Origin of the sequence: Leptospira kobayashii (genome assembly GCF_003114835.2) — a bacterium.
Taxonomy (GTDB): domain Bacteria; phylum Spirochaetota; class Leptospiria; order Leptospirales; family Leptospiraceae; genus Leptospira_A; species Leptospira_A kobayashii.
Genome location: NZ_AP025028.1, coordinates 904,285 through 926,634, shown reverse-complemented (window position 1 = coordinate 926,634; position 22,350 = coordinate 904,285). Strand labels below are relative to the sequence as shown.

The following is a 22,350-nucleotide window of genomic DNA, read 5'->3' as shown; positions in this document are numbered from 1 at the left end:
AGCTTTTCCGAAAGATGAGATATGAAAATACGACGAAGAATTGTCCGGCTTTTCGGAAAATCCGTCTGAAATCAGCAAAAAAGCCGCGGAAATTAATTTCCACCAAAAAGTTTCATCCGATCGTAATCTATATTCACCATGATTCGCCAGGCCGTAAATTTGGCGAGGCGTGTTCTAATTCCCGGTAAAGCGATAGGTAAAATTTCCTCCCAGAATCCCCGGATAAGCGAATCCCAAACGGAATCCCCCTTCGGTCAACTTTCCCTTTTCTCCGTAATACAATCTGACTTCCTTGTCCATGGTTCGATAGAAGAGATAATTGTTTTTTACATAATCGTATAAATTCAAATATTGCATCCGATCTTCCTCGGATAATTTCGAATCGGCTTTATCAGGATTTTTGCTGGCAAACCGCAATTTTCCGGATAGATAAGCTACATTGTTTTTTAACAGGTAAAATCCGGGATCGGATTGTTCGAAGTCGATCACCATCGGAATTTTCACCTGATCGCAATGCCAATAGAATCTCAAATTGGGATCTTCCGAACCGACAGTATCCCAAAAAAATTCGTACTCATTTCGATTTTGGCACATAACATTTGTTTTAGAATCGGAGTTGGGAAGGAGTATCGATGTCTTAGGCAATAACCCGAATATCGTTTCTTTTCTGCTGCGTTTGGTAAATACTTTATGAGGAAGAAATACGGAAGTCTCCACTTTGTCGACTAGTTCCAACGCAGCCCTTTCTCCCTCCGATTTTTTCACCTCTTGGTAGAGAGCCGAAGAAATTGCTTCTAAAAATTCCGGAAAAAAACGGGGAGATGCACCCGTTCCCGATACTGCTTGCAATATAGTAACATCTGCTAAATCTTTTCCCACTACATTTCTGTACTGCCATAATAAGGAAGGAATGAATCTCAAATCCTTTTTGAATTCGGATTCGATCCCGGTATCATAACTTCCGAAACTTTTATCCAATCGAAAGGAAGTCACCAGAAGCTGACGTTTCACCCCTTCACATGTTTTATAAGTATACAATTCGGGATGATTCAACATGGATGCGGTATAATAATCGGACAAACCTTCGCTCAAAGATTTGCCGATGGAGTTGTTTCCTAAGTACTTTCCTGTGATTAAATGCGCGTATTCATGATAGATTGCATCCGGGCAAAGCGCCGTATCAATGATCCGGTCTACCGCAAATGTTCCTCCGATCACCGGGAAGGACCATTTGGGTGCAAACCAAAGTTCGCTATTCCATCCGTTTTTTGAATCCGAAGGAGGTATGGTCAAAGCGGTATTTTTCAAAGATGTATTTTTATCATAATAATCCGTCGGAGAATACGCGTAAGGTGCATCTATTCGAATCCGAATCGGAGGATTGAATGCCGTGATATCCTTTTTGAAGGATGCTTTTTTTGATATATATCTAAATCTATTTTCTATTTTTTGAAGATGATATCCCAAGGTCATAAGTTTCAAATTTTCTTCTACCTTTTCCAAAGGAACAGGCAAAGGTTCCAGGCCGGAATGAATGGAAAAATGTTCCAGTATATAATGAGTGGATGACTTAAGTCCCAAATCCTGCAGAGTTATGTTTTTATGTACAAATGCTTTTTCGGATTCATCCCAATCTAGAATCTGACTCTCTCTCTTTTCTTCCGAATGGGACGGTATTGCATAAAAAAATATAAGAACAAGTAAGATGAAATAAAAACTAGGCTTTGGCCTCATTTGCAATTTATCTCTCTTCATTTTAAACACCTCTTCGTATGTATCATCTTTTATAAAAAAGGTTTTCGTTTCTTTATAAATTTCAGAAACGAAAACCTTCACTTATCTTTTCATTTGTAATTTTACAAAACCGGGATTATAATCCCAATCCTATGCTATTGTACAATCCGCCTGTAGTAAGAGTGTTTAAGCCGCCTGCATGAACAACCAGAGCGACAATCGCCACAACTCCAACGGATGCTACTGCGTTTGTAACAATTGCAAAATTGTTTCCGTGTAAGTAGTTACCTGTGGATTTTTGCAGCTGAACGGAAGCTACAATCTGATCCATATCCCGGTCTAAAGTTCCCGCAAACTCTGCGTTTTTAATTTCTCTTTTGAGACGGGCAAATTCAGAGGGAGTGATATGCGCCTGAAGATATTCGTTTGCTTCTTTGGAAGTCATTCCGCTTTTTGCAAACGACTGTGCAAGTTCACGAACACTTACTGTGGAAGAAGGAGCTGCAAATGCCGCTTGTGCACTGAGCGCGAATGCTAAGATTAAACTGATTTTCTTTTTCATGATAGAATCCTTTGAATCGAATTTATCGAGTGAGAAGTTTTCTTTGGAAGCGAACTTGTCTCTCAACTGAATCCAATCCTACCACGAAGAAGAATTCCGATCGTCTGACTCGATCGAGAAAGTATAAAATCTAAGACCGGATTTATCGGATCGGATGTTTTTTTAGAATTTTTTCTCTGTATTCTCTCGGAGTCTTGCCTGTTTCTTTTTTAAAAGCTTCGTTGAATGTGGACTTGGAGCCGAAACCTACATCATAAGCAATGGCAAGTAGAGATCGTTCCGGCTCTTTTCCTATTTTTTCTTTCGCTTCATTCACTCTGAATGAATTTGTATATTGATAAAAGCTGAGTTTGATTTCCGTATTCAAAAATTCGGACAACTGATGGGAAGTCAGATCCATTCTTTCGGAAAGATCTCTTAAATTCAATTTTTCTTCCCTGTATATCTTTTCCTTTTCAAACAAATCTTCCAATTGTTTACGAACCAAATTGCGATCCAGTTTTGAAATTTGCGAGATTCTCTCTTTCTTTTCTTCTTCTACGATCTTTCTGACTTCTAAGAAAAAATCAGGAGAAGACTGCCTGAGGACATATAAAAAACAAAAGAAAAATCCGATCGCGATTCCCGAGAGTTGGTAAGCCACATGATCGCCGAAAGCAATAGTTCTAAGTGCGTTTAAAGACAATGCCAAACAAAATAGAGTAATGACCAGACCGATTTTGAGAGTTGTGTTTTTTCTGAAAGTAGACCAACGGATTTGTCCGGAAAGTCTACGTAAAATTCTCAACATACACCAAACATAAATTAGGATCATGGAAGCCATAAGTAAAACAGGCCGATCTTCTAAACTATAGGCTGTAGATTCTGCGTTTTTTAAAAAATCTGCTTTATGCAATAGATTCCATACTAAAATGGATACGAAAAGCAGAACGATCGGGATCAATTTAAAATACAACCAACGAAAGGATCGAAACCTCCCTTCCAGAGTGATAAGAAAATATTCGTCAAGTAAAATCCCCAGACTTGCCACTACCGGCAAATCGGTTAAATACAAATAAGGAAATAATTTGATCATGTGGGAAGAAAGTAGATAAAAATTGAACAATATATAACTTGTGCCTAAAAAAATGGTACCAAGTAACACTTGTTTTCTATTCCGATGATAGCTGAAGAATTCTCCGATTGCGTAGAGAAGACCGAGTAAGGAAGAAAAGATTAAAAAGAAATTCAGGTATTCACCAGATTCACAAAGTGAATGAGACATCGTATCACCATTGATCCAAGGATTGTATATTCAAGTGATTAGACTAAAACTCCAATTCGCGGATTACCTACCTCTCTAATTTTATTTTACCGCAGAAAATATAAAAACCTGAACAAACCATCTAAAGAGAAAACGAACATATTCTTTCACATAAATATTTTAAAAATAACACAATACGTCCGGCTCGATCCAACCGTCGTTGCTTTATCGTCAGATTAGATCCAACCAGACGACTTTCCGAAAAATCAAGTGTAAACTTAAAATACAGAAAAGAGGTATGAGAATGTCATTTGTTAGTTCACCAATCGGTAATTCGGAAGTCTCGGGAAAAAATGAAACTGAAACAAGTCAAAGCAGAGAAAATATAATTTATGTTATATCACAAAATCGGGATCTTTCCTTAACAGAAGAAAACCTGCCTTATCACAGTCACCTTTCTTTGTCGGTATACACACAAGATATGACATTTCATTGGAAAAGATGTGAGATTGTTTCCAATTTCGTTTCCCAATTTTATTCCGGTTCCGACGGAGACAAATCCGTAGATGCAAATTCTGCATCTACGATCATAAACGAACTGATAGAAAATGCGGCAAAATATTCCGAAAAAGAAAACAGTAAGATTTATATAGAAATCAAAGACCTGGGAAACAAACTCAGAGTCGATGTAAAAAATAAAGTCAGCTCTTGGACAAAACTGAACTTTGAAAAGCTGATGCAAATAATTGCTTCCGGAAATGTAAATCAAATGTATTTTGATGCACTGGAATCAAAACATACCGAAGATAAAACTTCAGGGATCGGGCTTTTGATGTTATTGAATGATTATCATTTGAATCTAGGGTATAAAATCAAGAGTAATCAGCAGGATAATTTTGAAATTACAATCCGCGCTCATATCCCGATAGAAGCCGGTTATTAAAATAACCGGGTGTCCAAAGAATCAGGAATCTAAAATGTTTTTAGGATCTCAAAAAATCCGGGGAAAGAAGTGTCTACCCAACTGGTATCGTCAAAACTGAGAGAAAGGCCGGACAACTTGGCAAGAATCGCAAAACTCATTGCAATTCTATGATCCATATAGGTTTCTATTTTTGCGGAAGTTAAGAAACCGATTTCGTCAAATTCATATCCATCCTCAAATTCCCGCACAACTACGCCTAATTTTTGCAAGTTGGTGATTACGGATGTGATACGATCGGATTCTTTCGCTCTCAGTTCTTTTGCATTCCGAATCGAAAATCCTCCTTCCGAAAAAAGTCCCGCAATAGCGAGTATAGGTATCTCATCTATAATGGAAGGAATAAGGGATGCGGGAATTTCCGTTTTACGCAATGCAGAAGGATAAACAACCAGGTCCCCTATATCTTCACCGCATTCCTTCCTAGGATCTGCAATTTCAATTCTGCCACCCATATTTCTTAACACGGTAATGATTCCTACACGGGAAGGATTGAGTCCCACATTACGAATGATAGTTGGTTCTCCTTTGGCACATAACCCGAGTACAATATAAAATGATGCGCTGGAAATATCTCCCGGAACTTTAAAACTTCCCCCCTCAAACCTATAAGGAGGTTTCATTTGAAAACGAAGCGGAGTTATTTGAGTGATACTCCCGCCCAAAAAACGAATCATATTTTCAGTATGGTCTCTGGACAATTCGTCTTCTTCATAATCGAGAGCGATTTCAGAAGACAATGCGGCAAGCATCAGCGCACTCTTTACTTGTGCGGAAGCAATCGGACTTTTGAACTTATAATCCTGTAGTTGTTTTCCTTTGATCTCCAAAGGAGCTCGTCCATCCCCGGAAAGAGAACGAATTTCTCCTCCCATAGCGGTAAGAGGATCGATGATCCTTGCCATAGGTCTTTTTTGCAAAGAAGCATCTCCATTTACCACGACTTGGATTTGCGGTAAACCGCAAAGAAGTCCTGCAGAAAGTCGGATCCCTGTTCCTGCATTTCCAAAATCCAGTTCTCCTTTCGGAGAAGTAAGTCCTTTTTTGCCAGGACTGTTCACGGAATAACTTCCTTTTCCCAAATTTGTAAAGGAAACCCCGAGTTTTCCGAAACATTTCATGGTATTGAGAGGGTCTTCCCCTTCTAAAAAGCCGTGGATTTCCGATTTACCTTGGGCAAGGGAGCTGAAAAGAACAGATCTATGGGAAATCGACTTGTCTCCCGGAACGGAAACGGAATGGGAACTGGAAAGAGTAAGTTTAGAGGATAACATTCAATATTTTTCTAAAAAGTATTTTGCAATTTGAGCAAAGATTCTTAGGTTTTGTAGGAACAGTAAAGTTCCTACAAAAAGCTAAACATGCCCCTAGATACCACTAAAAATAATCAAAAGATCCCAGTCAATCCAGGTGAAGTTCTCTTCATTGCAGGAAAACCGTCAATGTCCTTAAACATTCTCCATGAGGGTTCCGTTCGAGTGGAAACCACTTTGGGGGAAGAAAGTCTGGCACTTTATACATTGGAAGGAACCAATCTCACTCCGGGCATCTTTGCTCTGTTAGAGGGGATGCCTTATCCTTATACCATTCGTGCGAAAACTTCCTGTGTCATTTCCACATACGTGATGAACCAGCCGAACGCAAAAAAAACTCTCACCCAAAAAGTTTCCGTCGGTGTAATGGCAGTCCGAACCATGCTCAAAGAGATCGGAGAGCTTTACAAAAGGATACTTGCAATACGGGGACTCAGCTCCAAAGTCCAAATGACTGCGGATAATTTAGGAGTTGTATATTATATCCTGAATCCATCGATTTTTTCAGACATCCAACCCGGAGCACCGATCACAAGAGATGAAACCATTATAGATCCTGTTATACGAACAATCCGAAACAACCTGGCGGGTTTCTATGAACACGGGGGAATGTTACCGGATGAGCCGAACACTTCCTTTTTGGAGGAAAGTCACGGTGAATTTTTTGAAAAAGATTACCCTGAAACGGTGGAATGGAGCGATTCCTCTTTTCATTTCATCCGCAAAATCTTGGCAGTCAATCCCAAGATTTCCCAAGCGCTTTTTGAAGCGGACCCTACTCTTTTACAAAATGCGGCGGAAAGTTACGTAACCACCTATAGAGAGTTATTCGATATTCTGAATAGGGAAGCCGGAGAGTTAAAGGACAGTTTGAATTTTCTTTTTCATGGAGATCAGTCTTTAATCGAAAAATTCAATCTGACGCTGGATTTGTTTTCCACAGGATATTCTACAATATCCGCAACTACCTTATTGCCTATCACGGAATGGGTTTCCAAAAAAAGCCAGACTCATCTGGAAGAATTCAAACAAATCTTCGGATCACAATACAGTGGTTTGACGGGTGGCCTTGATATTCTGGAACAAAAACAATCGGAGCTTAATAAAAAATACGCTCACGAATTGGGGGCGAAAAAAGACCAGGATTCCGCTAGCGCAAGCGGAATCTCAGCAGGAATCGATTTGGCAAGTCTGAAGAACGAACTGCTCAACTCTGCGAGCCAGATTTTGAATTTTTCCCAAGTAGATCCTGAATCAGTGAAAGAATTTTCGACTTTGATGGTCAAACTCAAGTCTTTCAAAAACCCTCTCGACCCGGAACCGGACAATAGAAAAATCAGACGTACGATCACAAAGACCTATTGGGAAGTTTATAAAAAATCTTTTACAAAATGGCTTGCCGCAGGTAAAAAAGCCCCCAAGGCCGTTGAACTTATGTTACGTTACGGTTACTTTGACGAATCTTTGCTGGAAGACGGCCATTTGGTCGAGCTTGTGCAAAGATTGGATCAAGGACGTTACAATGGAAATGTTCCGGTTCATTTGGGGACGGATTGGTTGGAAAAAATCTATGCGAAAGAATCTCCTACCTCCGTCGACGAATTGGGTCAGACTTTCTTTGAAAAACTCAAACTGGACTTGAAAGACTCCGGAATCAAATCGGATAAAGACATTCCACCGAGTTACGATACTCCGGATGCAAGACTTGCTTATGAAATCGCGTCGATGTATGAGCCGAATTGTCGTCTAACATCCGGTAGTGTTGCCAGCCACTTCCCGATCCTGACCAAGTATCATATCACGATCCCTTTGGAAAAATGTTTTGTTACCAAAGAAAGCGTACAAAAAGCGATCCAAGATATACTCAATGTTGATTATACCGCATTCAACCGCGAAGTCATTTACCGGAACGAAGATATAGGAATCAAAAACGAATTCGTTCAAAAATCAATCATCCCCGATCTGATCTTGGTTCCTTCCATCGGACCGAAAATCATGATGTGGCAGGATCTTTCAATTTTTCGCGGTGCAGGTTCAAAAGAATCCAAAGGAAGAATTACGATCCCGCATTTTATTACGGGAGATTTGAAAACATTCCTGTTTGAAGCAATTGCCGCGTTCCGATGGGAACTATGCAAAAATATACTTGGTCCGGATTGGAATAACGTTGGGATTCCTTCCATCACGGCAGATTACACGGATTATGTGCAGTTCTACAAAAAGAGTAAGGACTTATCCCCTGAGCTCAAAGAAAAAATTTCGGGAGAATTCAAACGATTCAGAACGGATCGGGATAAATTTGCAAACGACTACTCTCTCTGGATCAAGTATGAAGCGGAAGGGGTGCAAAGATTGAATCGTGTAGTGCGTGCCATTTTTTACCGTCATATCCCTTTTCACAAAACCATTCGGGAAAAAGTTTCAGCACAACCGGCCTTTGCAGAATTGCACAACCGATTCAAAAACGTGCGCAATCGTCAGCACAAAGAACTGGAAAACAAATACAAAAAGTATATGGACGCTTCCGGTGCTTTGCCGAAGGAACTGCACGAGAATTTACAGTTCTACGAAGTATAGAGAATTTAAGTGAGGAGACATAATGTTCCGCGCGGAATATTAAAATCCCCCGCCCTGTTTAGGGTTGGGGGGTGTGGCTCGTGGGCTGCCGTTTCCCACCTAACATAAAACCGCTGTTCTCACAATTCCAAACCTGATTCTTCAAAAAAATTTCTCAAAATGTTCGCCTTTTTGCAAGTTAGTGAGCGCATCCAAATTTCTCACTTTTCACTTTATCCTACTTATCAAGCGCCAGGGATCGGCGCGAGGCGACCGACAGGTCGTCGTCCGAAGGACCGGAGCCGCGATCGGCGGAGTCGCAAAAGAGCCCGGTCGGGGTTTTAAACGAATTCGCACTCCATCTAACACATCCGAGGCGCCCACAACAAGCGCAGCGTATCTCGCGGTGGCGAAATTCTATCTTTAAAAGCAAGCGGAGCTTGGCTCGCGGCACATGCCGACTAACTAATATTATGCTTTTTCAAAACAAGTGGAGTGTATCTCGCGGTGGCGAAGGCCACGATGGCCGAAGCTTTTTCGTCGGAACAGGATGTTCCGCGAAAAAGAGCGTGATATGCGAAACGCTTAAACTTCTTCTACGAAATAAGGTCTTGTGTATTCGCGAACGATCTCGACTACGAATCTTCCCCAGGATTTGGGATCTTCTTGAGAGATGTTCACTTGTTTGATTTTCGGGAAATATGCGGTGGGTTTAAAAACAGTATGAGTGAGTTCCAAAGCACGGAGGTAATTGTCCAAGCGTTTGACTTTTACAAAATTGATGATTTCGTTTTGGATTTTCTCTTTCGGGAGATAACCAACAATGATCATTCGAGGGAAAAGGTTCTTTTTTAAAAGACCGATGAAATCTTCAAAACTATCCACCCGGTCAATGAATCCTTCGTAAGCACCGCCACCCAAGTTCATGATCTGAGTCACAATATCCATGGAAAAGGAAACTCCTTCCATGGTAGACATGTCCGAAATGATCACCAAACCTTCGTCAGGTTGAAAAACCTTGAACATATCAACACCTTTAAAATGGCGCCTGAGAAGTTTTGCTGCGGAAACATCGATCTCTTGGGCTTTTTGCAATAAAACCTTGCCGGAACTGTCCGAGATCGGATCCCTTGTGATGAGATAGCGTTTTTTAACGGCATTCTGGTTCATTACACGGAATGCCTTCACTTTGTCTTCTATCTCGTCCAAAGTGGCGAATCCAATTTTTAAGACGTTTTCTCTTTTTCTTTTCCCTAAATCTGTTTCTTCCATGAATGGAAAATGCCTATATATCTAACTTTGTTCATCCTAAGGTTTTTATACCGATGTATAGCAATTTTTGTCTAAGGAATAAGAATGCTTATGAAATTTAAACATTTTGTCCTCCTTCTTTCTCTTTTCAGTTGTTCAACGACACTGGAATTCATCCCCGAGCCGGAATACACCTTGCACTATTCCAGATACAAGAAAGCCTCTTGGGAAGAAGTAGAAATCCTTCAGGAAAGACCGGAAAAATCCTTCCAAATATTGGGAGAAGTGGTTCTTAGGAACCAAAATGAGGCCTCTTGGGATGATGTAAAATCATACCTGAAAAAAGCAATGTGGGAAAGAAAAATGGACGGTGTTTGGATCGTTTCCAGAAAAAAACATTCCGTAGAAGCTCTCTCGTTTCAAACCATGGACGCACGAGGGCATACCACACATGCCTATGAATACCAAGACCAGGTTCCCATCTTTCGGGGATATGCTTTTCGCTATAAGCAAGGAAACTAAGACATGTCTGATCCACGCAAATTTGATTCGGAAATTATCATCGACGCGCACGACAGATGGATATTTAGAGAAACCGAAATCACCCAAGAAGACATTCTCAAATATTTCCGCGCAAATCTCCATCAAAATGAAAAGGGAGTTTATATTGAAAATGTTTTCGGAGAGTTACGGGAAAACGGTTATTTGACTTTAAACGGATATCCATGCCATATAACAAAAGTTATTCTGGATAACTCGGAATTAAAATTTTATGCAGATGACGGAAAAGTTTTTCCGTTCTCCGCAATAGAAATTTATCAAACAGATAATGGTAATCTCATAGGAATTAATCCCGTTCAGGATAAAATCAAATATAGATTCAATTGGAATGCCGCCACCGATTTTGCGGAATTTTTTGTGGAAGAAGGAGAAAAATCGTTTTTAAAAGTCGGAGATTTGCATATGGAAATTCCGATCTATCCCGAAACAATCGAAGTTCCTTTGCCGAAAGATTATATCTGAAGTTCAGTCTCCAAATTAAGCCTTAGATCGACTGAAATTGTTTTCTTTACATAATCCGGTCGAGCAGGTTTTCCCCTTTTTGAAAGCGGCGGAAGTTTTCTAAAAAATGACGAACCAAGTCGGTGAATTCTTCCTGGTATCCTCCTGCCACATGAGGAGTGATGAAACAATTTTTCAAACTGCGAAGAGGATGGTCTTCACTCAAAGGTTCCGGTTCGGTCACATCCAACCAAGCGGCCGCCAAATGATTCGATCGTAAAGATTCGTACAATGCGACTTGGTCCACCGTTGCACCTCGACCTATATTATAAAATACTGCACCTTGTTTGCAGTCCCGAAAACGATCCGAATTGAAATAATATTTCGAATCCAAATTGTCGGGGAGGATATTGATGATATGATCCGCTTCCCGGAGAGCCTTCGGCAAATCTTCCGAACCTATGATCGGAATGGATTCATCTCCTCTTTTCTTTCTGCGCATCCCTGTGATTTTCATTCGAAACGGTTTTAAAACTTCCACGAGGCGGATGGCGATGGAACCGTATCCCAAGATTAAAACATTTTGACCCGTCAGTAATTTGGATTCATGACGAAAACGAGGCCACTCCGGATCGGCATTTTTGATTCTGGCATTCAAGGCATCAGGTAGATTTCTAGCGGAAGCAAGCATAAAGGCAAACACATGTTCCACGCAAGGTTCCGTAAATACAGATGAACTATTTGTAACAATGATACCTCTCTCCTTCATCTCGTTACGAAAATCCTCAGTGTCATAACGTGTAAATCCGGCGGAACTGATTTGGATCCATTTCAATTTTTTTGAATTCAAAATATCGTTTATGTTAGGTTGTCCGAAAGCTATATCCGCGAAAAGAAAACCAGGATCGGAATCCGCATTTGTCAAAAGAGAAAGAGAGGGGTTGGAAGGAAGGATGATTTTATGAGGGAAAAGGGAGTTTTGCAGAAGGTCTTTCGCCGAAGGAGGAAGATCTGTATCGGAAAAGACGGCAAATTCGGGCATTCTAAATAATAAAGGCCTTGGAACTTGAACTTCCAAAGCCCTTCCTTTTGGAACTAACTAGCGTTAGTCGACTCGTTTTTATCTTTTTTGAGTTCATCCCACATTTTCCAGGCTTCCGGAAAATCCTTTTTGATCTCCATTGCTTTGTGTAAATATTGCAAAGAACGTTCGGGTCTGTTCCAAAGTTTGTAAAGAGTTGCCAGATTGAAAAAAGAAATATGAGGAGCGTCATTTTGCGCGCAACGAACCGATTTTTTCAGCCAATAGATCGCTTCTTTGTCTTTACCCATACGAAGCAACAAAACTCCGATTTCATTACAAGGGTTTCCGTAATCATGATTGATCGATACGGCTTTATAATAGGAAATAAGTGCTTCGTCCCATTTGTTTTGGGAATTTTGGATCAGCCCAAGGTAAAAGTACGCCTCTTCATTCTCGTTCATTTCCAGAAAGGCACGAGTATGGTATTCCGCACGGTCTAAATCACCGATCCGAAAGAATTGTTTTGCAAGGTCAAGTTGGGCTTGTAATGAGTTGGAAGACAAAGATATCCTCGTTGTTTTCTTTCATTTTCGGAAGACGTAAGCCATCTCCTTGAAAACTTATTTTAAATAAGACGAATTATTTCTTTCGTAATCCCTTCCGGATCGAGCTGGTAATGCGCCAGTACTTGCGATCTTTCTCCGTGGTGGATCGGCTCCAAAGGCAATGCAAAGGTTTTCAAAAACTTGGAAAGGTATTTCGGGTCGATTTCATTCAATAAATAACCGGACGCTCCCGAATGAACGTAACTTTCGTCTATAATGGCGAAGCGGGAAACTTCACCTAATATTTGCTCAATGGTTTCCTTATCGAAAGGGCGGAGCCAGAAAAGATCGATCAAACCGACTTTTTTTCCCGCTTGTTCCAGTTTTTCCTTCACTTGTTTGGAAATGGATAACATCGAGCCTACGGAAATCAAAAGTACATCGTTTCCTTTTGACAAAACCCTGGTTTTTCCTTTTTGGATCGCACCAGGGGTTTCGAATTTCAACTCCCGTAAATCCCCGTTTTCTTTCGGAAAACGAATCGCTATCGGACCGCCGGAATGGTCTTTCATAAAATGAAGGGAATCTATGATGTCTTGTGCGGAACTGGGGACTAGAATACTCATATTGGGAAGTCCTGCCAGATATCCCAAGTCGGAAAGACCTTGGTGGGTTTCTCCATCCGCTCCCACGATACCCGCCCGATCGATTACAAAACGTACGGGAAGATTCATGAGGGACACATCTTCCACCAGTTGGTCCATTCCACGGGTTAAAAAAGTAGAATAAATGCACATATAAGGAATCACTCCGCCGTTTGTCATGGCACCGGCAAAAGCGACTGAGTGTTGTTCGGCGATTCCTACGTCAAAGGTATGTTTCGGATAGGCTTCCTGGTATTCCCGAAGCCCGCTTCCTTCGATCATCGCAGGCGTAATGACGGCTATATTCGAATTTTTTGCAGTCAGATCCATAAGGGTTCGTCCGACTATCTTAGAAAGACCAATCTTGTTGGAATCGGAAGATGCCATCTTTCCGTCTTTCTTATTAAAAGGTGTGACTCCGTGGTATTTGATCGGGTCCACTTCGGCGGGCTTATAACCCTTTCCTTTTTGAGTCAATACATGGAGTAAAACAGGACCTTTGATCTTGGCTACATTTCCGAGCATTTGAACGGTTCTTTCCACATCATGCCCGTCAATCGGTCCGTAATAATTGAATCCCAGGTCTTCAAAAAGCCCGCCCGGGCGAAGCATAAAATGTTTGATCGAAGATTCCATGTTATGCGCCGCTGCTTCCAAAGCCGGCCCGATGAGAGGCAACCATTTTAAAAACTGATAAAACACGGTTTTCCATTTATTATAAATCTGAGAAGTGATGATATTGTTCAGATAATTGGAAATCGATCCTACGTTTTTGGAAATCGACATATAATTGTCGTTCAGGATGACGAGCATATCCGGCTTTACATGACCGCCATGGTTCATCGCTTCCAATGCCATTCCCGTTGCGATGGATGCGTCTCCGATGACGGATACTACTTTGTAAGTTTCTCCCACCAAATCACGAGCGCATGCTTCACCTAATGCCTGTGACACGGATGTTCCTGCATGGCCGGTGTTGTACAAATCGTAAACCGATTCTTCCCGTTTTGGGAATCCGGAAAGTCCTCCCCATTTTCGAACAGTATGGAGTTCGTCTTTTCGACCCGTCAGAATTTTGTGAGGGTAAGTTTGGTGTCCCACATCCCAGATCAATCGGTCTCTCGGGGTCTGAAACGCATAATGGAGGGCAACTGTAAGTTCTACCACTCCCAGGTTGCTTGCAAAATGACCACCGACTCCCGCAAGGGTGTCGATGATAAATTCCCGCAAGTCTTTGCAGACTGCGGGGAGGTCGGAAATCTTGAGTTTTCTTAGATCTTCTGGTGTTTGGATCTGGTCGAGATAAGGGTATAAAGACATTCTTTTTTCATGAGGCAGCCCTTTGAAGTGGTCGCTTCATTTTTTCCATATCTTCTGGGTTTGTGATTCCAAGCAATTCGTAAATCCGAACAGGTTGGGTTTTTCCCTTTACCCGCACCAAATCCAGCTCTCGAGCCACTACTCTGTCTTTTACCTTTTCGTATGTGTATTCGGAAATGATCACATTGGTTCCGTACATCTTGTTGGAACCTTCCAAACGAGAACCTAAATTGATCGTGTCTCCCATACAGGTGTATTCCATCCTGTGGGAAGATCCCATATTTCCTACTACGGCTGGACCTGAATTCAATCCGATTCCGATATCGATCACAGGTACGTTTCGTTCCGCCCAAATTTTTTGGAGAACTTTCAAATGCTCCAATTGAGCGAGAGCGGCAACACAAGCGTAATATGCATGGTCTTCCAAAGGAACGGGAGCTCCCCAGAAAGCCATAATCGCATCCCCCATATACTTATCAATCGTGCCTTTGTATTCAATGATAAGATCCGTCATTGCTGATAAATATTCATTGAGTAATTTCACCAAATCTTCCGGACCGAGAGCTTCCGAAATCGTTGTAAATCCCCTCACATCCGAGAAAAAGATAGTGATCTCCCTTTTCGAACCACCTAATGCTAGATTGTCGGGGTGTTTCAATAACTCATCCACAACATCTTTGGATACGAATTTGGAGAAAGTCTGACGGATGTATTTTACGTTTTCTTCTTCCGTTAAAATTCTAAATCCGATGATCGCAATAAATACTACGATCTGCTCGATGGTAACAGACGGTAAAACGGTGATTAGGTTGAATTCTTGAAAAATATACAGAGCAATCACACCGTACAAAAGCAACTGCGTGAGCATAATGGCAAATCCCCAATGGGTTTTCACACGAGGTTGCAAGAATCCGATCATCAAACCCAAGCCGATATAGATCAGAAAGATCGCCCAGTTCGGAACTGAGGCCATAAAATCCTGGTTCAAGATTGTATTGATGGCATGAGCGTGGTGTTCAATCCCCGACATATCTCCGAAGGGAGAAAGATGCGTATCTTTAGAAGCTCCCCGACCGGTTGCATAGTACATTGCGACCAAAAAGATCTGATTGTCGATTTGGTTGGACGCGAGCAAATCGGAATCCCAATCGTTTGTGACTTCGAAAATTTCATTTTGTTTGAAAGAGTAACGACCTCCCACAAAATTGATTTCCATCTGACCTTCATAGTCGATAGGAATCACTATCTCTCTGTTTTCGTTCGGAGAAGCCATGATATCATGTTCTTCCATCTTAAGAGTTTTGCGGTTGAATTCTTTTATGATCTTTTTGGGAATATTGGAAAGTTTGATGTACTTACCCATATTGACTTCCACATCACGCGTTACATCAATCCCCAAATATTGGCATACGATCAGTAAATCGATCGAAGGAAAGTATTCCGTTTCCCTATCCTTGCCTGAGTTACGGACTTTTGCAACGAGAGGCATTTTGCGGTTGAGCCCCGATTCGTCTTTTTTTACGTTCGCAAAACCAAGACCAGACGACAATTCCCCTATCGGTTCGATCGGAGGTTGTGGAAATTTTACCCAGGAGATAAAATCCCCTTCATCTATCACATTCTTAAATTTGAACTTTCTGAGTACGTCGATTCTCTTTTCCAAATTGAGAACCGCTTCCTTGGACTCGGAACTGGTTTCCATAGGGTAGTCAAAGAGTACATTCCTGTTTTTCTTAAGCGCTTCCGCCATCTCCTCCGTCTGACCCGGCTTATAGTCGACGAAGAAAATATCGAACATCAGAATGTTGTTCGTGTCTTTGAAAGTTTCAATGATATTTGCATAGTATTTCCAAGGGAGAGGCCAAGTACCTTGCAATCTCTCCAAAGATTCGGTAGTAATACCGATGATATTGATATCCTTACGCGCCTTAGCTGGTGGTTGGTAAGCGATGTATTCGATCCTTCCCGTATCGCCTTCTTTTTCAGACTTTGTAGTGGAACCTCGCAAGAACTGAAAACGAGTGGAGATCGAATTTTCCTCCAAATCCTTCAACGGTTGAAATGTATTGACCAATGTATACATAAACATGGCAATCACATAGGACAACCAAAGTGCGCCTGACTTTTGCTTGTCGGAAGAAACCTTGTCAATGGTTTTGTAAACGAAATAGGAACTGGCAAGGAGTATCGCCATTCCCCCCAAAAGGAAACTGTATTCGTATTCCCAGCCGGCAAGAATAACAGACGTTATCACTCCACCGGAACCGATTACAGCGAAAAATAAGATGATATAATCTAATATCGAGAGTGATTTAGATTCTTTGTTGGACATAGAGCCTCTTTTCCTAAAGGGAGAATTTCCTTGCCATCCTCCAATAAAAATTAATAAGACTCAAATGTTTTTGATACGGTTTTTGGAAAAAATTTGCTTTTTCCGAAGTTGCAAATATGAAAATCCTTCCCAACCGATTCCCGATCGAGCAAAACCGCCGGGAGGAAAGAAAAAGAACTTCCTACCTTTGCTTACGGCTTTTGAATCAAAGTCGGAAATTCCGCCGAAAAATCAATCACGTCCGGTTCGTACAAACGCGGCATAAATCCTGCCTCCGGGTTTCGGTTAAAAGCTCCCTGTTCCTTTTCTCCCCACCACCCTGCAATCACTTCATATTTGTTCCTAAACACGCGAGTGTTGATCAGATTCAACCCGTGATCATAGATATAAAATTTGGAATCGGCTTCCTGCACTTGCCAGAAAGGAAAAGTGCCCAGAGTCAGCATAAAGAGATGAGCTGTTAATAAAAATCGCGGATCGAAATCTTTGGGAAATGCGGGACCGTGAACACCCACCACATAATAATCCACGTCCCTTTTCTTGAGATACATTTTGCTTTCTTCGCCTTCTTTTTGAATCTCCACAACCTTAGTGATTTCATCGAACCCCGACCTTTTCACCTCATTCAAGTAGTTCATCACGAATTCCTTTACTTTTTCCGGAGGAACAGATGTGTCGATTCCGCTTGTGGGAAAAAACTCGGCAGGCTTTCCTATTTTTGAAGATGCTTGGATCCTGTTTTTATAATCTAACACGGCAGTGGTGGTGGTTCTGCGACCGGATGAGTAAGAAGAATACTGATAAGGATAAAATCCGATGAGCGCGACTTTCAGACCTTTGTCTGCAGGAAGGGCTAGCATGGATTGGGGTTTCGGTTTGCGTATAAAATGAATGTTGCAACTGACGAGGGAAATTAATAGAAGGAACAGAAAGAAAATTTTCATTTGACTCATAATGATTTTTATTTTTCGGACAAACTAACAGGAAAAATATGAAGATCGTCGTCCGCAACAAAAAAACAATCTTACCGAGTATCGTTCGTTTGTTGCAATGAAGTTCGGAAAAATATCCCTGCAGGCCAAGGGAATTTACCTACATTTGCTTATATCTTTCGGCAAAAGATTTTTGATTCAAAAAATCAAAATTTTGAAAATAGTTCCGGATAAAGTACATTGACATAATATGTCTCTTTAGGTTTACTTGGATTCATTCCGGGAGGAATTGGGGTGCAAATCCCCTGCTGACGGCGCAACCGTGATTTCAGACTGATTTTTTAGTCTGAATAAGTCGGATCTTCCCATGAAAGCATCGCCCGTTTCCCGAGCTTTCGTACCGAAAATTTTCTTTTCAGGGCCCCGGACAGTATTACCCGGAGATTGCCTTGGAAGACCTGACTCATCATCGTAAATTATTTCAATCTGCTGCTCGCAAAGAAGAAGGCTCATCAAAACACGAAATCAAGTTTTGCCCCAGATGCCTTGCAAAATTCGAATGCAAAGTCGGCTCAATCGCACTTTGCCAATGTTCCGGATTTTCCCTTTCTACTGAAGAAAAAGATTATATCTCTGCACAATTCGACGACTGCCTTTGCCGTGAATGCATACATATTACTATTTTAGAATATAATACTATTAAAATATACAAAACAATTACCTGGAGTTTCTAAATGTTGAAGGAAGAAGAAATACTACTGAGGGAAAACAAAGACAGATTTGTCATTTTTCCGATCAAATTTCCCCGTATTTGGGAAATGTATAAAAAACAAAAAGCATGTTTTTGGACTGCGGAAGAAATCGATTTGAGCGGCGATCTCGAAGACTGGAAAAATCTGGATTCCAATGAACGTCATTTTTTATCCCATGTTTTGGCTTTTTTCGCTGCAAGTGACGGAATCGTAAATGAAAACTTAGCGGTGAATTTTATGAACGAAGTGCAGATTCCGGAAGCACGTTGTTTTTACGGATTCCAGATCATGATGGAGAATATTCATTCGGAAACCTACTCCTTGTTAATTGATACTTATATTCGGGACGGAAAGGAAAAAACAAGATTGCTTCATGCTTTGGAGACAATACCTGCCGTTCGAAAGAAAGCGGACTGGGCATTCCGTTGGATTCAATCGGACAATTTTGCGGAACGACTCCTTGCATTCGCTGCGGTGGAAGGGATTTTTTTCAGCGGAAGTTTCTGTTCCATCTTTTGGATGAAAAAACGGGGACTACTTCCCGGTTTAAGTTTCAGTAACGAACTCATCAGCCGGGACGAAGGCCTCCATTGTCAATTCGCATGCCTACTTTACCAGATGATCCAAAACAAACCAAGCGCGGAAAGAGTGTATGAAATCTTCGGTGATGCGGTTGCCATCGAAAAGGAATTTATCACCGAGTCCCTTCCTGTGGATCTGATCGGAATGAATGCCAAACTCATGCAGCAATACATAGAATTTGTCGCCGATCGTTGGTTAATCGAGCTAGGGTATGAAAAACTTTTCTATGCTACGAATCCATTTGATTTTATGGAGTTGATCTCTCTGGAAGGGAAAACGAATTTCTTCGAAAAACGGGTGGGGGATTATCAAAAGGCGGGAGTTTTAACCGCGAAAGAATCCAATGCATTCTCTTTGGATGAGGATTTCTGATCATTCGAATTCATTTTGGCAATATATACAAAGGGGAAATAGATGTTTGTAATCAAAAGAAATAATAAAAAAGAAAGTGTTAAATTCGATAAAGTGACCGCTCGTATTGAAAAATTATCCTACGGACTCAGTCCTCTTGTAAGCCCTGTGGATGTGGCAAAACGAGTCATCGAAGGAATCTATGACGGAGTCACAACAACAGAGCTGGACAATTTGGCTGCGGAGACGGCAGCCTCTTTTACCACCAAACACCCGGACTACGCTCTTCTTGCCAGTAGAATCGCAGTGAGCAATCTTCATAAAAATACGGAAAAATCATTTTATCAGACGATGAATGCTCTTTTCCATTATATAGATCCGAAAACGGGAAAACGAATGCCCTTACTCGCAGATGATGTCTGGGAAGTGATCGAAAAAAATGCGGAACTTCTGGATAGCACAATCATTTATGATCGGGATTTCGGATTCGATTACTTCGGATTCAAAACTTTGGAAAAATCCTATTTGCTTCGTTTGGATGGCAAAATCGTAGAACGCCCCCAACATATGTACATGAGAGTTGCAGTAGGCATTCATAAACATGATCTGGAAAACGTAATCAAAACCTATAACCTAATGAGCGAAAGATGGTTCACTCATGCGACTCCTACTTTATTCAACGCAGGAACTCCCAAACCTCAGATGAGCAGCTGTTTTCTTTTGACTATGAAGGACGATAGCATCGACGGGATCTACGATACATTGAAACAAACCGCAAAAATTTCCCAAAGTGCGGGAGGGATAGGACTTGCCATTCACAATATCCGCGCTACAGGATCCTATATCGGTGGTACAAACGGAACTAGTAATGGAATCATTCCCATGTTACGCGTGTTTAATGATACTGCTAGGTATGTGGATCAGGGAGGAGGAAAAAGAAAGGGAGCTTTTGCAATTTATTTGGAGCCATGGCACGCGGATATTTATCCTTTCCTGGATTTAAAAAAGAACCATGGAAAAGAAGAAATGCGCGCTCGGGATTTATTTTATGCATTATGGATTTCCGATCTGTTCATGAAGAGGGTGGAAACAGATGCGGAATGGAGTTTGTTTTGTCCCAATGAAGCTCCCGGACTCAGTGAAACTTGGGGAAAAGAATTTGAAGAACTGTATGAAAGATATGAAAAAGAAGGCCGCGCGAGAACAAAGGTGAAGGCCCAAGATCTTTGGTTTACCATTCTGGAAGCACAGATCGAATCGGGTACTCCTTACCTTCTCTATAAAGACGCAGCGAATGGGAAAAGCAACCAACAAAACTTAGGTACGATCAAATCCAGCAATCTATGTACTGAAATTATGGAGTATACCAGCCCCGAGGAAGTTGCAGTCTGTAACCTGGCTTCTCTCGCCTTACCAAAGTATGTTGCGAACGGAGACTTCGATCATAATAAACTTTATGAGATCACATATCAAGTCACAAAAAATCTGAACAAAATCATTGATGGGAATTATTACCCTATCGAAGAAGCAAAAACTTCCAATTTACGCCATCGTCCTGTAGGAATCGGAGTGCAAGGACTCGCAGACGTATTCATTCTACTGAGATTGCCATTTGAAAGTGAAGAAGCAAAAGAACTCAATCGTGATATCTTCGAGACGATTTATTTTGCTGCAATGACTGCAAGTAAAGATCTGGCTATGGAAGAAGGCGCTTATGAAACCTTTGCAGGCTCACCTTTATCCGAAGGAAAGTTCCAATTCGATCTTTGGAATGTAAAACCATCGGAACGTTGGGATTGGGAAAGTTTACGCAAGGAAGTGATCAAACACGGAGCACGAAATTCCCTTCTTGTCGCACCGATGCCGACTGCATCGACTTCGCAGATACTGGGAAATAACGAATGTTTCGAACCTTACACCTCAAACATTTATTCCAGACGAGTACTAAGCGGCGAGTTCATAATAGTCAATAAACACTTGTTAAAAGATCTTGCGGAGCTCGGGCTTTGGTCGAATGAAATGAAAAACAAAATCGTTTCCGCAAACGGTTCGATTCAAAATATCCCGGAAATTCCGAAAGAAATTCAAGAGCTTTATAAAACTGTTTGGGAAATCAAACAAAGGAGTATCATTGATATGGCTGCAGATAGAGGAGCTTTTATCTGTCAGTCTCAATCATTGAATCTTTTTGTGGAAAATGCGACTCCTTCCAAACTGACTTCCATGCATTTTTATTCCTGGAAGAAAGGTTTAAAAACAGGAATGTATTATTTGAGAACCAAAGCAGCTGCGCAAGCGATTCAGTTTACGGTAGAGGCGGGCAAAGGAGAAGAACTTTTGTCCAAGCTTATTCCCGTAGCGAAACAAAGTCCAAAACAGGCAAATAATATCGATGATATCAATCCTGAATTCGTGGGGGAAACATGCACAATGGAGGAAGGCTGTATCGTTTGCGGAAGTTAAATTATTAATAGATTATAATATTCTTTTCCGGATTGATTGAGTTGCCAATAAAAACAACCGAGATATTATGGTATCAATTCCGGGAGGAATTGGGGTGCGATTCCCCAACTGACGGTGCAACCGTGATTTCGGACTGATTTTTCAGTCCGAATAAGTCGGATCTTCCCATGAAAGTATCGCCCGTTTATCGATCTTTCATACCGAAAATTTTCTTTTTCAGGGCCCCGGACAACTTTGTAATGGGATCGTGAATTATGAGACAAACTAACAATATTTTATACTTTCACCGACTCCCGCTCATTCTTTGGAGTTTAACGAGTAAAAAACCTAACAATCAAAACGATTATCATTGCAACTAGCATTTTATTTGCAAATTGCAGTCAACCACCTTCATTCGGAACGACAGATGCAATAACTTCCACAGATACGGCAACGGATGCACCCGCTCATACAGGCTCGGGTTTCCAGGACAAGGCGAAAGCGATCAACGGCGTGAAAGGTGCGGGACTCGGTGGCGTTAGTACCGAGTCCCGCACTCATTAGATAAACCACATCATTCGGGGGTCCCCTTACGATAGCGAAGACTATAGATAAGATATAAGAATCCTAAACCACGAGGAGTTTCTTATGGGAAGACCTGAATCACAAAACGCATGTTTTGCTTACAGTTGCGGGCCAGCATGGGATTTTCAGCCTACTTCCTCCCTGAAATGTAAGTTCAGAATATTATGATACTCTACTTTTATAATAAATTTTTAATCA

The 22,350-nt window shown here is 41.3% G+C and carries 17 protein-coding genes; 7 read left to right on the top strand and 10 right to left on the bottom strand.

Annotated elements, in window-relative coordinates; genetic code table 11:
* Window positions 1–174: 174 nt before the first annotated feature.
* The 3 genes from DI077_RS04085 to DI077_RS04075 form a co-directional block, all read right to left on the bottom strand.
* Entirely contained in the window at window positions 175–1,755 is a 1,581-nt protein-coding gene (locus DI077_RS04085; protein WP_135354894.1) for a gluzincin family metallopeptidase, read from the bottom strand.
* A gap of 115 nt (window positions 1,756–1,870) precedes the next feature.
* The gene (locus DI077_RS04080; protein ID WP_109020739.1) at window positions 1,871–2,296 is read right to left on the bottom strand and encodes a hypothetical protein; all 426 of its coding nucleotides are present in this window, start codon (window positions 2,294–2,296) and stop codon (window positions 1,871–1,873) included.
* Window positions 2,297–2,438: 142 nt separating this feature from the next.
* Window positions 2,439–3,560 carry a helix-turn-helix domain-containing protein gene (locus DI077_RS04075; RefSeq protein ID WP_109020673.1) on the bottom strand — a complete coding sequence of 374 codons (1,122 nt, stop codon included), beginning with the start codon at window positions 3,558–3,560 and terminating at the stop codon, window positions 2,439–2,441.
* Window positions 3,561–3,843: 283 nt separating this feature from the next.
* On the opposite strand from DI077_RS04075, the gene DI077_RS04070 reads away from it, so the two are divergent.
* Window positions 3,844–4,482: a slr1658 superfamily regulator gene (locus tag DI077_RS04070; RefSeq protein WP_109020674.1), complete on the top strand. Its 639-nt coding sequence runs from the start codon at window positions 3,844–3,846 to the stop codon at window positions 4,480–4,482.
* Window positions 4,483–4,511: 29 nt separating this feature from the next.
* On the opposite strand, the gene aroA is transcribed toward DI077_RS04070, so the two are convergent.
* A complete protein-coding gene (aroA, locus tag DI077_RS04065) occupies window positions 4,512–5,795 on the bottom strand; it encodes a 3-phosphoshikimate 1-carboxyvinyltransferase (RefSeq protein WP_109020675.1) in 1,284 nt (427 codons plus the stop codon).
* Between the two features lie 87 nt (window positions 5,796–5,882).
* On the opposite strand from aroA, the gene DI077_RS04060 reads away from it, so the two are divergent.
* Window positions 5,883–8,411, top strand: coding sequence for a cyclic nucleotide-binding domain-containing protein (locus DI077_RS04060; RefSeq protein ID WP_109020676.1), 2,529 nt, complete (start codon window positions 5,883–5,885; stop codon window positions 8,409–8,411).
* 564 nt (window positions 8,412–8,975) lie between these two features.
* On the opposite strand, the gene DI077_RS04055 is transcribed toward DI077_RS04060, so the two are convergent.
* Window positions 8,976–9,662 carry a hypothetical protein gene (locus DI077_RS04055; protein ID WP_109020677.1) on the bottom strand — a complete coding sequence of 229 codons (687 nt, stop codon included), beginning with the start codon at window positions 9,660–9,662 and terminating at the stop codon, window positions 8,976–8,978.
* A 90-nt stretch (window positions 9,663–9,752) separates the two neighbouring features.
* On the opposite strand from DI077_RS04055, the gene DI077_RS04050 reads away from it, so the two are divergent.
* Together DI077_RS04050 and DI077_RS04045 are read left to right on the top strand one after the other, a co-directional pair.
* Window positions 9,753–10,163 carry a hypothetical protein gene (locus DI077_RS04050; RefSeq protein WP_135354895.1) on the top strand — a complete coding sequence of 137 codons (411 nt, stop codon included), beginning with the start codon at window positions 9,753–9,755 and terminating at the stop codon, window positions 10,161–10,163.
* Window positions 10,164–10,166: 3 nt separating this feature from the next.
* Complete coding sequence (locus DI077_RS04045) at window positions 10,167–10,664, top strand: hypothetical protein (RefSeq protein WP_109020679.1); 498 nt, start codon at window positions 10,167–10,169, stop codon at window positions 10,662–10,664.
* 46 nt (window positions 10,665–10,710) lie between these two features.
* Here the strand turns inward: DI077_RS04045 and DI077_RS04040 are convergent, their stop codons facing one another.
* The 5 genes from DI077_RS04040 to DI077_RS04020 form a co-directional block, all read right to left on the bottom strand.
* Window positions 10,711–11,721 (bottom strand): D-2-hydroxyacid dehydrogenase, encoded by a 1,011-nt coding sequence (locus tag DI077_RS04040; protein ID WP_135354896.1) that lies wholly within the window; start codon window positions 11,719–11,721, stop codon window positions 10,711–10,713.
* A 17-nt stretch (window positions 11,722–11,738) separates the two neighbouring features.
* Entirely contained in the window at window positions 11,739–12,230 is a 492-nt protein-coding gene (locus DI077_RS04035) for a tetratricopeptide repeat protein (protein ID WP_109020681.1), read from the bottom strand.
* A gap of 62 nt (window positions 12,231–12,292) precedes the next feature.
* Window positions 12,293–14,176: a 1-deoxy-D-xylulose-5-phosphate synthase gene (gene dxs / locus DI077_RS04030; RefSeq protein WP_109020682.1), complete on the bottom strand. Its 1,884-nt coding sequence runs from the start codon at window positions 14,174–14,176 to the stop codon at window positions 12,293–12,295.
* Between the two features lie 7 nt (window positions 14,177–14,183).
* On the bottom strand, window positions 14,184–16,508 hold the full coding sequence (locus DI077_RS04025; RefSeq protein WP_109020683.1) for an adenylate/guanylate cyclase domain-containing protein: 2,325 nt from the start codon (window positions 16,506–16,508) through the stop codon (window positions 14,184–14,186).
* 191 nt (window positions 16,509–16,699) lie between these two features.
* On the bottom strand, window positions 16,700–17,461 hold the full coding sequence (locus DI077_RS04020; RefSeq protein ID WP_135354897.1) for an Lp29 family lipoprotein: 762 nt from the start codon (window positions 17,459–17,461) through the stop codon (window positions 16,700–16,702).
* 428 nt (window positions 17,462–17,889) lie between these two features.
* On the opposite strand from DI077_RS04020, the gene DI077_RS04015 reads away from it, so the two are divergent.
* Genes DI077_RS04015 through DI077_RS04005 form a run of 3 tightly spaced genes read left to right on the top strand, consistent with a single transcriptional unit; the run spans window position 17,890 to window position 21,588 of the window.
* Window positions 17,890–18,174, top strand: coding sequence for a cysteine-rich CWC family protein (locus DI077_RS04015; protein ID WP_242935346.1), 285 nt, complete (start codon window positions 17,890–17,892; stop codon window positions 18,172–18,174).
* Entirely contained in the window at window positions 18,175–19,146 is a 972-nt protein-coding gene (locus DI077_RS04010; protein ID WP_109020685.1) for a ribonucleotide-diphosphate reductase subunit beta, read from the top strand. It abuts the gene before it with no gap.
* Window positions 19,147–19,188: 42 nt separating this feature from the next.
* Window positions 19,189–21,588 (top strand): ribonucleoside-diphosphate reductase subunit alpha, encoded by a 2,400-nt coding sequence (locus DI077_RS04005; protein ID WP_109020686.1) that lies wholly within the window; start codon window positions 19,189–19,191, stop codon window positions 21,586–21,588.
* Window positions 21,589–22,350: the final 762 nt, after the last annotated feature.

Bases quoted from the DNA above. Each gene is read 5' to 3' on its own strand.
- dxs (WP_109020682.1), bottom strand. From the start codon at position 14,176: ATGTCTTTATACCCTTATCTCGACCAGATCCAAACACCAGAAGATCTA.
- DI077_RS04085 (WP_135354894.1), bottom strand. From the start codon at position 1,755: ATGAAGAGAGATAAATTGCAAATGAGGCCAAAGCCTAGTTTTTATTTC.
- DI077_RS04060 (WP_109020676.1), top strand. From the start codon at position 5,883: ATGCCCCTAGATACCACTAAAAATAATCAAAAGATCCCAGTCAATCCA.
- DI077_RS04050 (WP_135354895.1), top strand. From the start codon at position 9,753: ATGAAATTTAAACATTTTGTCCTCCTTCTTTCTCTTTTCAGTTGTTCA.
- DI077_RS04005 (WP_109020686.1), top strand. From the start codon at position 19,189: ATGTTTGTAATCAAAAGAAATAATAAAAAAGAAAGTGTTAAATTCGAT.
- DI077_RS04020 (WP_135354897.1), bottom strand. From the start codon at position 17,461: ATGAGTCAAATGAAAATTTTCTTTCTGTTCCTTCTATTAATTTCCCTC.
- DI077_RS04070 (WP_109020674.1), top strand. From the start codon at position 3,844: ATGTCATTTGTTAGTTCACCAATCGGTAATTCGGAAGTCTCGGGAAAA.
- DI077_RS04010 (WP_109020685.1), top strand. From the start codon at position 18,175: ATGTTGAAGGAAGAAGAAATACTACTGAGGGAAAACAAAGACAGATTT.
- aroA (WP_109020675.1), bottom strand. From the start codon at position 5,795: ATGTTATCCTCTAAACTTACTCTTTCCAGTTCCCATTCCGTTTCCGTT.
- DI077_RS04055 (WP_109020677.1), bottom strand. From the start codon at position 9,662: ATGGAAGAAACAGATTTAGGGAAAAGAAAAAGAGAAAACGTCTTAAAA.
- DI077_RS04045 (WP_109020679.1), top strand. From the start codon at position 10,167: ATGTCTGATCCACGCAAATTTGATTCGGAAATTATCATCGACGCGCAC.
- DI077_RS04075 (WP_109020673.1), bottom strand. From the start codon at position 3,560: ATGTCTCATTCACTTTGTGAATCTGGTGAATACCTGAATTTCTTTTTA.
- DI077_RS04025 (WP_109020683.1), bottom strand. From the start codon at position 16,508: ATGTCCAACAAAGAATCTAAATCACTCTCGATATTAGATTATATCATC.
- DI077_RS04080 (WP_109020739.1), bottom strand. From the start codon at position 2,296: ATGAAAAAGAAAATCAGTTTAATCTTAGCATTCGCGCTCAGTGCACAA.